The sequence below is a fragment of the Klebsiella sp. K5-45 genome, from assembly GCF_030128605.1.
GTDB classification, from domain to species: Bacteria; Pseudomonadota; Gammaproteobacteria; order Enterobacterales; family Enterobacteriaceae; genus Klebsiella; species Klebsiella quasipneumoniae.
In genome coordinates this window covers 332,626-345,186 of sequence record NZ_JAKUZW010000001.1, presented here as the reverse complement: position 1 = coordinate 345,186, position 12,561 = coordinate 332,626, and the positions used below count along the sequence as shown (strand labels likewise).

General features: G+C 58.4%; 14 protein-coding genes. 4 read left to right on the top strand and 10 right to left on the bottom strand.

From position 1 onward, the window contains the following. Window positions 1-79: 79 nt before the first annotated feature. Window positions 80-793 (bottom strand): amidase activator ActS, encoded by a 714-nt coding sequence (actS, locus tag MKS11_RS01765; RefSeq protein WP_017899801.1) that lies wholly within the window; start codon window positions 791-793, stop codon window positions 80-82. Between the two features lie 313 nt (window positions 794-1,106). Here actS and idi point away from each other — a divergent pair, with 313 nt between their 5' ends. Next, the gene (gene idi, locus MKS11_RS01760; protein WP_004205328.1) at window positions 1,107-1,661 is read left to right on the top strand and encodes an isopentenyl-diphosphate Delta-isomerase; all 555 of its coding nucleotides are present in this window, start codon (window positions 1,107-1,109) and stop codon (window positions 1,659-1,661) included. A 246-nt stretch (window positions 1,662-1,907) separates the two neighbouring features. Here idi and lysS read toward each other — a convergent pair whose 3' ends face one another. From lysS to xerD, 5 genes are all read right to left on the bottom strand, one after another. Continuing rightward, window positions 1,908-3,425, bottom strand: coding sequence for a lysine--tRNA ligase (lysS, locus tag MKS11_RS01755; RefSeq protein WP_002916299.1), 1,518 nt, complete (start codon window positions 3,423-3,425; stop codon window positions 1,908-1,910). Window positions 3,426-3,434: 9 nt separating this feature from the next. Beyond that, window positions 3,435-4,533 (bottom strand): peptide chain release factor 2 gene (gene prfB, locus MKS11_RS01750; RefSeq protein ID WP_095858446.1). Its coding sequence is split into 2 segments (ribosomal slippage): window positions 3,435-4,457 and window positions 4,459-4,533, totalling 1,098 coding nucleotides; the frame shifts between segments, so codons are not numbered across the junction. Between the two features lie 85 nt (window positions 4,534-4,618). Beyond that, on the bottom strand, window positions 4,619-6,352 hold the full coding sequence (gene recJ, locus MKS11_RS01745; RefSeq protein ID WP_087770924.1) for a single-stranded-DNA-specific exonuclease RecJ: 1,734 nt from the start codon (window positions 6,350-6,352) through the stop codon (window positions 4,619-4,621). 5 nt (window positions 6,353-6,357) lie between these two features. After that, window positions 6,358-7,071: a bifunctional protein-disulfide isomerase/oxidoreductase DsbC gene (gene dsbC / locus MKS11_RS01740; protein WP_004205326.1), complete on the bottom strand. Its 714-nt coding sequence runs from the start codon at window positions 7,069-7,071 to the stop codon at window positions 6,358-6,360. Window positions 7,072-7,093: 22 nt separating this feature from the next. Next, complete coding sequence (gene xerD, locus MKS11_RS01735) at window positions 7,094-7,990, bottom strand: site-specific tyrosine recombinase XerD (protein WP_004144729.1); 897 nt, start codon at window positions 7,988-7,990, stop codon at window positions 7,094-7,096. Between the two features lie 100 nt (window positions 7,991-8,090). On the opposite strand from xerD, the gene fldB reads away from it, so the two are divergent. Then, window positions 8,091-8,612 carry a flavodoxin FldB gene (gene fldB / locus MKS11_RS01730; protein ID WP_004205324.1) on the top strand — a complete coding sequence of 174 codons (522 nt, stop codon included), beginning with the start codon at window positions 8,091-8,093 and terminating at the stop codon, window positions 8,610-8,612. Between the two features lie 6 nt (window positions 8,613-8,618). On the opposite strand, the gene MKS11_RS01725 is transcribed toward fldB, so the two are convergent. Then, the gene (locus MKS11_RS01725) at window positions 8,619-9,029 is read right to left on the bottom strand and encodes a protein YgfX (RefSeq protein WP_004205323.1); all 411 of its coding nucleotides are present in this window, start codon (window positions 9,027-9,029) and stop codon (window positions 8,619-8,621) included. After that, window positions 9,010-9,276, bottom strand: coding sequence for an FAD assembly factor SdhE (gene sdhE / locus MKS11_RS01720; RefSeq protein WP_002916312.1), 267 nt, complete (start codon window positions 9,274-9,276; stop codon window positions 9,010-9,012). Before sdhE ends, MKS11_RS01725 begins: the two co-directional genes overlap by 20 nt. Before the next feature lie 245 nt (window positions 9,277-9,521). On the opposite strand from sdhE, the gene ygfZ reads away from it, so the two are divergent. Continuing rightward, complete coding sequence (gene ygfZ / locus MKS11_RS01715) at window positions 9,522-10,505, top strand: tRNA-modifying protein YgfZ (protein WP_017899798.1); 984 nt, start codon at window positions 9,522-9,524, stop codon at window positions 10,503-10,505. Window positions 10,506-10,603: 98 nt separating this feature from the next. On the opposite strand, the gene trhA is transcribed toward ygfZ, so the two are convergent. Together trhA and yqfB are read right to left on the bottom strand one after the other, a co-directional pair. Beyond that, complete coding sequence (gene trhA / locus MKS11_RS01710) at window positions 10,604-11,263, bottom strand: PAQR family membrane homeostasis protein TrhA (protein ID WP_004205319.1); 660 nt, start codon at window positions 11,261-11,263, stop codon at window positions 10,604-10,606. A gap of 162 nt (window positions 11,264-11,425) precedes the next feature. Then, complete coding sequence (yqfB, locus tag MKS11_RS01705) at window positions 11,426-11,737, bottom strand: N(4)-acetylcytidine aminohydrolase (RefSeq protein ID WP_004205318.1); 312 nt, start codon at window positions 11,735-11,737, stop codon at window positions 11,426-11,428. A 49-nt stretch (window positions 11,738-11,786) separates the two neighbouring features. Between yqfB and MKS11_RS01700 the strand changes: the two genes are divergently transcribed. Beyond that, complete coding sequence (locus MKS11_RS01700; protein WP_004205316.1) at window positions 11,787-12,515, top strand: MurR/RpiR family transcriptional regulator; 729 nt, start codon at window positions 11,787-11,789, stop codon at window positions 12,513-12,515. Window positions 12,516-12,561: the final 46 nt, after the last annotated feature.

Genomic DNA, 12,561 nt, shown 5'->3' with positions numbered 1-12,561 from the left:
AAGAGGTGCGAGAAGCATTATAGCCCTTACGCACCCTGTGACAAGCCTGCCGGATGCTGACTGGCGATAAAATAACCTTTTAGCACTTAGGTTTACTTCCCTGCGGCGGCAGGTAACGCAGCGGATCGATGGCCGTCGCCCGGTAGCGGATCTGGAAATGCAGCCGCACTGAGTCGGCATCCGTACTGCCCATGGTGGCAATTTGCTGGCCGGCCTTCACGCTCTGGCCATTATTCACCATTAGCTTATCGTTGTGGGCATAGGCGGTGATGTAATCCTCGCTGTGCTTAATCATGATCAGATTGCCATAGCCGCGCAGCTGATTGCCGACGTAGACTACCTTGCCCGCCCCGGCGGCATACACCGGCTGGCCGCGGGTTCCGGCGATATCAATGCCTTTATTGCCGCCATCGGCGGTGGAATAAGGCAGGACCACTTTGCCGCTGGTCGGCCAGCGCCAGCAGCGCTGCCCCACCGGCGGCCAGGAGGACTGAGGTACTGCGGACGAAGGCGTGACCGCCGCGGTGCGCGTAGAGGAAGATTTTTTCTTCGTTGTCTTCGTTGAACTGCTGCCGTTAAGCTTCAGCTTCTGCCCCACCTCAATGGTGTAAGGCGGGGAGATGTTATTCAGGCGGGCCAGATCGCGAACGCTGGTGCCGGTGGTGCGGGAGATGCCATACAGGGTATCGCCGCGTTTAACGGTGTAGGTCGTACCGGAATCGGAGGTGCTGGAGCAGCCAGCCAGCGCCAGGCTTACCACCAGCATCAGTGTCATATAAACGCGTTTCATCATCAGGCATCCTGCACTTAACACAACCACTTACCTCGCAATCAGGGCGAATATCATACCAGTCCGCGGCGCAGGGCGTCATCCCTGATGGCGAAACCAATCCCCCCAGCCATCGAATACGGCCCGTGACGAACAGTGATTGCTGTTGGTGCCGCACGTCATGATGGTCTTCCCCAACATGCGGGTGGCCGCTCACAGAGCCGCCTCCAGGGCTTGTTTTGGTAATGCCTTTCTGCCATTTATGGGCTAACCTAGTGGCCTGAGTACATGACCCGGCGGGTTTGTGCCGGGTCTTTTTTTATTTTCAGGAGTCGTCATGGCCGGGGAACACGTCATTTTACTGGATGAGCAGGATCAGCCTGCCGGTATGCTGGAGAAGTATGCCGCCCATACGCTTGATACCCCTTTACATCTCGCGTTTTCCTGCTGGCTGTTTAACCAGCAGGGTCAGTTGCTGGTCACTCGTCGTTCGTTGGGCAAAAAAGCCTGGCCCGGGGTATGGACCAACTCGGTCTGCGGACACCCCCAGCAGGGCGAGACCTTCGAGCAGGCCGTCACGCGCCGCTGCCGCTTCGAACTCGGCGTGGAGATCGCCGATATCGCGCCGGTTCACCCGGCCTTCCGCTACCGGGCGGTCGCCCCAAACGGTATCGTTGAGAACGAAGTATGCCCGGTGTATGCCGCGCGCGTGGTGAGCGAAGTGCAGCCTAATGACGATGAAGTCATGGATTATCAGTGGGTTGACCTGGCAACGATGTTAAGCGCGCTGGCCGCCACGCCCTGGGCGTTTAGCCCGTGGATGGTGCTGGAAGCGGAAAATCGGGACGCCCGCCAGGCGCTGACCGACTTTGTTGCGCGTCTGCGCGGGTAAGCTGACTCGTCTCGCTGCCGCCACCACCCGGCGTAAAAAGCGGCGCCATAACGGTCATCGTTGCCTGGCGGCGCTACGCTTGCACAGGCCTACGGTTCTGCGCTGTTGCGTAGCCCGGATAAGGCGTTTACGCCGCCATCCGGGAGCCCCCGGCCTGCGCTGAGTCGGGTTACGCCAGCCTTCAGACCTCACGTCAGACATAAAAAAACCCGGCAAGCCGGGTTTTTTGCAATGCACAAGACGCGATTATTTCTGCGGACGCATTGCCGGGAAGAGGATCACGTCGCGGATGGTGTGGCTGTTAGTGAACAGCATCACCATGCGGTCGATACCAATACCCAGACCGGCGGTCGGCGGCAGGCCGTGCTCCAGCGCGGTCACGTAGTCTTCATCGTAGAACATTGCTTCGTCGTCGCCTGCGGCTTTCGCATCAACCTGATCCTGGAAGCGCTGCGCCTGGTCTTCGGCGTCGTTCAACTCGCTAAAGCCGTTACCGATCTCACGGCCGCCAATGAAGAATTCAAAGCGGTCGGTGATTTCCGGGTTCACGTCGTTACGGCGCGCCAGCGGAGAAACTTCCGCCGGGTATTCGGTGATGAAGGTCGGCTGAATCAGGTGCGCTTCCGCCACTTCTTCGAAGATCTCGGTCACGATACGGCCCAGACCCCAGCTCTTCTCCACTTTGATGCCGATAGACTCAGCGATCGCTTTCGCGGAATCGAAGTTATCCAGATCCGCCATCTCGGTTTCCGGACGGTATTTCTTGATCGCTTCGCGCATGGTCAGTTTTTCAAACGGCTTGCCGAAGTCGAACACCTGGTCGCCGTAAGGCACTTCAGTGTTGCCGAGGATGTCCTGCGCCAGGGTGCGGAACAGGGATTCGGTCAGCTCAATCAGATCTTTGTAATCCGCATAAGCCATGTAGAGTTCCATCATGGTGAACTCTGGGTTATGACGAACGGAGATCCCTTCGTTACGGAAGTTACGGTTGATCTCGAAGACGCGTTCGAAGCCGCCCACCACCAGACGCTTGAGGTACAGTTCCGGCGCGATACGCAGGTACATGTCCAGATCCAGCGCGTTATGATGGGTGATAAACGGACGCGCGGAAGCGCCGCCCGGGATCACCTGCATCATCGGGGTTTCCACTTCCATAAAGCCGCGGCCAACCATGAACTGACGGATGCCCGCCAGGATCTGCGAACGCACTTTGAAGGTCTTGCGCGATTCATCGTTGGAGATCAGGTCGAGGTAACGCTGACGATAGCGCGCTTCCTGATCCTGCAGGCCATGGAACTTGTCCGGTAACGGGCGCAGGGCTTTGGTCAGCAGACGCAGCTCGGTGCAGTGGATAGACAACTCACCGGTTTTGGTCTTGAACAGCTTACCGCGGGCGGCAATGATGTCGCCGAGGTCCCATTTTTTGAACTGGTCGTTGTAAACGCCTTCCGCCAGATCGTCACGCGCCACGTACAGCTGGATGCGGCCGCCAACGTCCTGCAGGGTGACGAAGGACGCTTTACCCATGATACGACGGGTCATCATGCGGCCAGCCACGGCCACTTCAACGTTCAGCGCTTCCAGCTCTTCGTTTTCTTTGCCATCGAAGTCAGCGTGCAGTTGGTCAGAGGTATGGTCACGACGGAAATCGTTCGGGAAAGCGACGCCCTGCTCACGCAGCGCAGCCAGCTTCTCGCGACGGGTTTTCAGTTCATTATTAAGGTCAATTGCCGCGTCAGCGCCCTGTGCTTGTTGTTCAGACATGTTGGTTCCTCATAACCCTGCTTTCAAACTTGCTTCGATAAATTGGTCCAGGCTGCCGTCGAGCACCGCCTGAGTGTTGCGGGTTTCCACCCCGGTACGCAGATCTTTAATACGCGAGTCATCCAACACGTAAGAGCGGATCTGGCTGCCCCAGCCAATATCGGACTTGTTGTCTTCCATCGCCTGCTTCTCGGCATTTTTCTTCTGCATCTCCAGCTCATAAAGCTTCGCTTTCATCTGCTTCATGGCCTGGTCTTTGTTTTTGTGCTGCGAACGGTCGTTCTGGCACTGCGTTACCAACCCGGTCGGGATGTGGGTAATACGCACCGCGGATTCTGTACGGTTAACGTGCTGCCCACCGGCGCCGGAGGCGCGGTATACGTCAATGCGCAGGTCGGCCGGGTTAATTTCGATATCGATATCGTCTTCGACTTCCGGGTAAACGAACGCGGAGCTGAAGGAGGTATGACGGCGGCCGCCGGAATCGAACGGGCTCTTACGCACCAGACGATGAACGCCGGTTTCGGTACGCAGCCAGCCGTAGGCGTAATCACCAATGATCTTGATGGTCACGGATTTAATCCCTGCGACTTCACCTTCGGATTCTTCGATGATTTCGGTCTTAAAGCCGCGCGCTTCCGCCCAGCGCAGGTACATGCGCATCAGCATGCTGGCCCAGTCCTGGGCTTCGGTGCCGCCGGAACCGGCCTGAATATCAAGGTAGCAATCGGCGCTGTCGTATTCGCCGGAGAACATGCGGCGGAACTCAAGCTGCGCCAGCTTCTCTTCCAGCGTATCCAGCTCGGCGACGGCTTCGTTGAAGGTCTCTTCGTCGTCCGCTTCCACGGCCAGATCCAGCAGGCCGGCAACGTCTTCCAGCCCCTGGGACATCTGATCCAGGGTATCTACGATGGCTTCCAGGGAAGAACGCTCTTTACCCAGCGCCTGAGCGCGTTCAGGTTCGTTCCAGACGTCCGGCTGTTCCAGCTCGGCGTTTACTTCTTCGAGACGCTCTTTCTTGGCATCGTAGTCAAAGATACCCCCTAAGAACGTCGGAGCGCTCCGTGAGGTCCTGAATGCGGTTTTTTACCGGATTTATTTCAAACATGGTCGGTTTCTTTTAATGGATTTGTCAAAATGCGGTGATAAGAGCGGAATTCTACCGGATTCGCGCCCTTATTCATACACTGTTGTCAATTTGGCCAGAGGTGATCGATGATCAGCTGCAGGCTGCGGTTGCCGCGGAACTCATTGATGTCGAGCTTGTAGGCTAACTGGACTTCGCGCACGCCGTTGTCGGGCCAGATGGAAGTATCCACGTTGAAGGCGATACCGTCCAGCAGGGGGCCGCCGTCAACTGGCTCGACCATCACCTTCAGGTGACGCTCGCCCACTAGCCGCTGCTGCAGCAGACGGAAACGGCCGTCAAAGAGTGGTTCCGGGAACATCTGTCCCCACGGCCCGGCGTCGCGCAGCATCTGCGCTACTTCCATGCTCATCTCCGCCGCCGTCAGCGGGCCGTCGGAGACCACCTCGCCCTGCAACAGCGCGGGATCCAGCCACTCGGTCACCAGCTCGCCGAAGCGCTGCTGAAACTCCTCAAAGCGCGCCTCTTCCAGCGATAATCCTGCCGCCATCGCGTGGCCGCCGAACTTCAGGATCAGCCCCGGATAGAGCGTATCAAGGCGCTCCAGCGCATCGCGCATATGCAGCCCCTGAATGGAGCGGCCGGAGCCTTTCAGCGTGCCGTCGCCGGTGGGCGCAAAGGCGATCACCGGCCGGTGGAAACGTTCCTTAATTCGCGAGGCGAGGATGCCGACCACCCCCTGGTGCCACTGCGGATGGTACATCGCCAGCCCGCCGGGCAGGGTGTCGCTACTGCGTTCCAGCTGTTGACACAGGGTCAACGCTTCCGCCTGCATCCCCTGCTCGATCTCTTTGCGCGTCTGGTTGAGCGCGTCAAGCTCGTTGGCTAACACGCGCGCTTCGCCGATGTTATCGCACAGCAGCAGCGCGACGCCGACCGACATGTCGTCCAGCCGTCCCGCCGCGTTCAGGCGCGGCCCGAGGGCGAAACCGAGGTCGCTGGCCGCCAGCTTTTGCGGATCGCGGTTGGCAATCTCCAGCATCGCCTTAATGCCGGGCCGGCACTTGCCGGCGCGAATGCGGCTTAACCCCTGCCAGGTGAGAATACGGTTGTTAGCATCCAGCGGCACGACGTCGGCAACGGTGCCAAGCGCCACCAAATCCAGCAGCTCGGCAAGGTTCGGCGCGGCGATGCCGCGGGCGTCGAACCAGCCGTTATCACGCAGAAAGGTGCGCAGCGCCAGCATCAGATAGAACGCCACCCCCACCCCGGCCAGCGATTTCGATGGGAAGTCGCAATCGCGCAGGTTAGGGTTAACGATGGCCTCCGCCGCCGGCAGCGTCTCCCCCGGTAGGTGGTGATCGGTCACCAGCACCGGGATCCCCAGGGCATGGGCATGATCGACGCCGGCATGGGACGAGATCCCATTGTCGACGGTCATGATCATCTGCGCGCCGCGGGCGTGAGCCTGATCGACCACTTCCGGGCTTAAGCCGTAGCCGTCTTCAAAACGGTTCGGCACCAGGTAGGAGACGTTGTCGTAGCCCAGCGCGCGCAGGGCCAGCACGCTGAGCGCGGTGCTGGTGGCGCCGTCGGCGTCAAAATCGCCGACCACGACAATGTGCAGCCCTTTCTGAAATGCGTCGTGCAGCATCCCGACCGCTTTTTCAACGCCGGTGAGCTGTGTCCAGGGGAGCATGCCTTTGACGCTGCGCTCCAGCTCCTGGGCGCTGCGCACCCCGCGGCTGGCATACAGCCGCTGCAGCAGCGGCGGCAGATCGGCGGGTAAATCGACGCCGTCAACCGCCTCGCGGCGGCGTAGTTGTATCTGTTGTTTCACGCGAATCAGTTACCGCTTGTCTGTTTTTTATGCTCGTCGAGGAACGCCTTCAGCTCTTTCGGCCCCTGATAGCCCGGCAGCACCATGCCGTTGCTGAGGACCATCGCCGGGGTGCCGTTGACGCCCATTTGCACGCCGAGGGTGTAATGTTTGGCGATATCCACGCTGCAGCTCGCCGGCTGCACGCCCTTGCCGTTCATGGCGTCATCCAGCGCTTGGTTGCGATCTTTCGCGCACCAGATGGCCTTCATGTCCTGCTCCGCCTGGCTCTGCAGTCCCTGGCGCGGGAAGGCCAGGTAGCGCACGGTGATCCCCAGCGCGTTGTAGTCGCTCATCTGCTCATGCAGCTTGTGGCAATAACCGCAGGTGATGTCGGTGAAGACGGTAATGACGTGCTGCTCCTTCGGCGCTTTGTAGACAATCATTTCGTTGCTCAGCGCGTTCAGCTTCCCCAGCAGCAGCTGGTTAGTGACGTTGACCGGCTGCGCGCCGCTCACGTCGTACATCGGCCCCTGGATGATGTGCTTGCCATCGTCGGTGACATACAGCACGCCGCTGTCGGTCAGCACCGTGCTCATCCCGGAAACCGGCGACGGTTGAATATCGGTGCTCTGTACACCCAGCTTCGCCAGCGACTGTTTAATTGCCGCGCTATCGGCATGCGCCGCCCCGGAAAGGGAAGCCGCCAGCAGGGTGAACATCAATAAACCTTTTTTCATACTCAGTCCTTTTATTCAGCACTCACGCCCGCGGGTGGTGCTGTTGATGAAGTTGTCGCAGACGCTCGGTCGCCACGTGGGTGTAAATCTGCGTGGTGGAGAGATCGCTGTGTCCTAACAGCATCTGCACCACACGCAGGTCGGCGCCATGATTGAGCAAATGCGTGGCGAACGCATGGCGCAACACGTGCGGGGAGAGCTTTTCGCTGTCGATCCCCGCCAGCACGGCATAGTGTTTAATCCGGTGCCAGAAGGTCTGGCGCGTCATCTGCTGGGCGCGCTGACTGGGAAATAAGACATCCGACGCCACGCCGTTCAGCAGCCAGGGGCGACCATACTCGAGGTAATTTTCCACCCACAGTACCGCCTCTTCCCCCAGCGGCACCAGCCGCTCTTTGTTGCCTTTCCCCACCACCCGCAGCACGCCCTGTCGCAGGCTGATGTCGCTCATCGTCAGCCCCACCAGCTCCGAAACGCGCAGGCCGGTGGCATACAGCACCTCCAGCATCGCTTTATCGCGCAATTCCAGCGGCTGCTCCACCAGCGGGGCCTGCAGCAGACGCTCAACCTGCGCCTCACTGAGATCCTTCGGCAGCCGCTGCGGCAGCTTTGGCGAGGCCAGCAGCGCGCTGGGGTCGTCCGGGCGAATTTTTTCCCGGTACAGATGCTGGAAGAAGCGACGCACAGCGCTCAGCAGGCGCGCGGTGCTGGTGGCTTTATAGCCGCCGGACTGCCGCTCGGCCAGCAGCGCCTGCAGGTCGTCGCTGCCGACGCTTGCCAGCGACAGACCGCGATGGTGCAGCCACTCCACGAGCATCGTCAAATCACGACGATAGGCGCTGAGCGTATTCTCCGCCAGGTTGCGCTCCAGCCAAAGGGCATCGAGAAACTGTTCGATTAGTGCCAGATCCTGTTTCACATCGGCCTCTTTGTTCGTTAAACGCTCTCATTATGCCTTAAGAGGACGCCTTTCTGGTACACTGCCCGCCATTCACGGCAAGAATCGAGATGTTTACGCGATGAATATAGGTCTGTTTTACGGCTCCAGTACCTGCTATACCGAAATGGCCGCGGAGAAAATCCGCGATATCATCGGCCCCGAGCTGGTGACGCTGCACAATCTGAAAGATGACTCCCCCGCGCTGATGAGCCAGTACGACGTACTGATCCTCGGCATCCCGACCTGGGATTTCGGCGAAATTCAGGAAGACTGGGAAGCGGTCTGGGACCAGCTGGACACCCTGGACCTGGAGGGCAAAATCGTCGCGCTCTACGGCATGGGCGATCAGTTGGGCTACGGCGAATGGTTCCTTGACGCGCTGGGCATGCTGCATGACAAGCTGGCGACCAAAGGCGTGAAGTTTGTCGGCTACTGGCCAACCGAAGGCTATGAGTTCACCAGCCCGAAACCGGTGATCGCGGATGGCCAACTGTTCGTTGGCCTGGCGCTGGATGAAACCAACCAGTACGACCTGAGCGACGAGCGCATCCAGAGCTGGTGCGAGCAGATCCTCGGCGAAATGGCCGAACACTTTTCCTGACGCGGCTTACTCCTGCGCCGGTTTTTGCAGCACCAACCGGCGCAGGTCCCGCCACTCTCCGGCATCCATGCTGTCCGCCGCCAGCCACAGATGCTGACCGCGTCGGGTATCGACATGGCGCAAACGCAGCAGCATTCCGCTGTTGATGACCCACGGCGTCCCGAGGATCTCCCAGTCGGCGTTTTGCCAGCGCAGCCGGGAATCGGTGAGCAGTTTTATCTCGCCGCGACGGGCATGGATCCGTCGCTGGCTGCGCACACAGTCAAAGACCACCAGTGACAGCAGCAGCAGCCAGATCGGGGTGTAGCTTAACGGCCAGGGAACCAGCAGCACCAGCGCCGCCACAACGCCGTGGAGCAGCAGGGAAAACCACTGCGCGCGCCAGGAGATACGGAGATCAGATTGCCACAGGACCACGTTCCCGATTCCGTGTCTGAATTAAGGTTACCATCCGCTGCAGCTCCGCATCGGCCGGTTTGCCGTGGTTCATCAGCCAGTTGAACAGATCCGGATCGTCATTTTCCAGCAGGCGAATGAACAGCTGTTTGTCAGCGTCGCTGAGGGTATCGTACTCATACTCAAAGAACGGCATGATGGAGATGTCGAGTTCGCGCATCCCGCGGCGGCATGCCCAGTGGATACGTGCTTTATTGTTAATGTCCATGTTGACCTTCCAGCAGCAAAATATTGGTTAGTTTAACCCGTTTTCTGCCGTAACTTTACAGGAATATCGCTGAATGCGAGCATCCTTCCATAAAAACCATAAAATAATGATGGGCTTATTGTTTTCCCGCGCCGGGCCTTCACCAAACGTCAGCGCACAAATGGCCTGTTGAAAGCACTTGCAATGCACTATAGCTCTTTTACCATTGGTCACACACACTGCGTTAAGCGATTCAGGATATGACTATGGCTTTTACACCTTTTCCTCCGCGTCAGCCTTCCTCTTCCGCTCGTCTGCCGTTAACGCTGATGACCCTGGATGACTGGGCGCTGGCGACGATTAGCGGGCCAGACAGCGAAAAATACCTGCAGGGGCAGATTACCGCCGATGTGAGCAGTCTCACCGATGCTCAGCATCTGCTTGCCGCCCACTGTGACGCCAAAGGCAAGATGTGGAGCAACCTGCGCGTATTCCGTCGCGACGGCGGCTTCGCGTGGATTGAACGCCGCAGCCTGCGCGACGCGCAGCTGACCGAGCTGAAAAAATATGCCGTCTTCTCCAAAGTCACCATCGCCGCCAACGACGATCTGGTTCTGCTGGGGGTGGCCGGCTTCCAGGCGCGCGCCGCGCTGGCGCCGCTGTTCGCCGCTCTGCCCGACGCCGCCACTCCGGTGGTCAGCGAAGGCGCCACCAGCCTGCTGTGGTTTGAGCACCCGGGCGAGCGCTTCCTGCTGGTGACCGATGTCGACACCGCCAACCGCGTCACCGACGCGTTGCGCGGCGAAGCGCAGCTCAACAACAGCCAGCAGTGGCTGGCGCTGAATATTGAAGCCGGTCTGCCGGTTATCGACAGCGCCAACAGCGGGCAGTTCATTCCGCAGGCCACCAACCTGCAGGCGCTGGGCGGCATCAGCTTCAAAAAAGGCTGCTACACCGGTCAGGAGATGGTGGCGCGGGCGAAATTCCGCGGCGCCAATAAGCGCGCGCTGTGGACGCTGTCAGGTACCGCCAGCCGGGTGCCGGAGGCCGGGGAAGACCTGGAGCTGAAGATGGGCGACAACTGGCGCCGCACCGGTACGGTGCTGGCAGCCGTACAGTTGGATGACGGAAGCCTGATGGTCCAGGTAGTGATGAATAATGACATGGAACCGGACAGCGTGTTCCGCGTGCGCGACGATGCCGGCAGTCTGAGCATCAAACCATTGCCGTATTCGCTGGAAGAAGATTAAGGAAAAGTTCCCGGCTTGCGGCGCTTGCGCCTTAGCCGGGCTACCCGGCCGCAGAGTATCGTAGCCACGGTAAGCGCAGCGCCACCGTGGGATGTTTATCAGGACTGGCCGATGTAAAGATAAATCGCCAGGAAGTGACACACGCTGCCGCCGAGCACGAAGCCGTGCCAGATAGCGTGGTTATAGGGAATACGTTTGCAGACGTAGAAGATGACCCCCAGTGAGTACACCACCCCGCCAACCGCCAGCAGCGTTACGCCACCCACCGCCAGCTTCACCGCCAGCTGATAGACCACAATAAGCGACAGCCAGCCCATGGTCAGATAGGTCACCAGCGACAGAATTTTAAAGCGGTGCGCGATGGTCAGCTTAAACAGGATCCCCAGCAGCGCCAGGCTCCAGATGACGATCATCAGCCCCTTCGCCAGCGGCGAGTTCAGCCCCACCAGCAAAAACGGCGTATAGGTCCCGGCGATTAACAAGTAGATAGCGCAGTGGTCGAATTTCTTCAGCCACTGTTTCGCCCGCTGATGCGGGATCGCGTGATAGAGCGTGGAGGCGAGGAACAGCATAATCATGCTGCCGCCGTACAGGCTGTAGCTGGTGATCGCCGTCGCGCTGGCGTTGGTGTCCACCGCCTGCACCAGCAATAGCACGAGCCCGACGATACCGAACACCAGCCCGATCCCGTGGCTGATGCTGTTGGCAACTTCCTCTGCCAGAGAATATCCCTGAGTGATTAATGGTTTGCGCACCATATTGGACTCCTGAAAACAAGAACGCTTTCATTGCTCACTTAGGGTAACTGAGAATGATTCCAGTGAACACCTGTTAGCTAAAATAAAAAGATGTATATTTGTAAATACATTAAAATCAAAAGGTTAAATTTTTATTTCAACTCACAGCTGTTCCTGCTTACCTTAAAGCGTTTTGAATTCAATGACATAAAACTGGCTCTCGCCAGGATAGATGTCGCTGATGACCTGCCGCAGCTGCCCCAGGGTCATATTCTCCTGTTGAGCATGCTGTTCAGTCAGCGTATCGAGGGTCACTGTCGAGGTCGCGGTCACGGCGATGGTGCAAAAATAGCCGTCGTCTTCATAGCGCCCAACGCGCAGCACATCGCCGACCTTAAAGTGCGACTCCGCCGCATCGCGAATAGTAATGGTTTTGCGCCCGGCGAGGATGTCGTTCTGAAAACGCTGAAAAAAGGTAATGTCATTGGCCTGCATGATATAATTCCGTCCTGGTCATTATGAATTGTGAGTTCGCCCTGTGAGTATGTTCTCCCACGCCGCTGTCGCCAGTCTCAATAATCTTGAGATGATGGTCTACCACTACGTCATAAAGAATCGCGACAAAGTGATGTACATGACCATCCGCGAACTGGCCGAAGCCGCCGGCGTCTCCACCACCACCGTGTTGCGCTTCTGCCGCAAACTGCAGTGCGAGGGCTACTCTGAATTTCGCGTACGTTTTAAATTATATCTTGAGCAGAACGAGCCTCAACAGGCAAATATCGGCGCCAGTGAAATCATGAGCTTTTTTAAAAGCGTTAATAATGACGAGTTCGATGGGTTACTAGACCAGGCCGTCGATATTATTCTCGCCTCAGAACGTATTATTTTTGTCGGCGCGGGCACCTCGGGCGCGCTGGCGAAATATGGCGCCCGTTTCTTCTCCAACGTCGGGAAATTTAGCAACCATATTGACGACCCCTATTTTCCGGTGACCAACGATATGGCCCGCAACGCGCTGGCGATCGTGCTTTCCGTCTCCGGCGAAACAGAAGAGATCCTGCGTTTCGCCAGCCAGTTCAGCCTGCATCATTGCAAGGTGATGTCGATTACCAGTCACGAGCATTCGCGGCTGGCCAAACTGGCCGATTTCAATCTCTCCTGGCACGTCCCGCAGACCCGCATTGGCGGCGTCTACGATATTACCACGCAAATTCCAGTGATCTATATTCTCGAATCGCTCGGGCGTAAATTAGCGCGCAAAATCAGCTAAAAATAACAGCCTGTTTTTTTGATGTAACATATTACCTTTGGAGAAA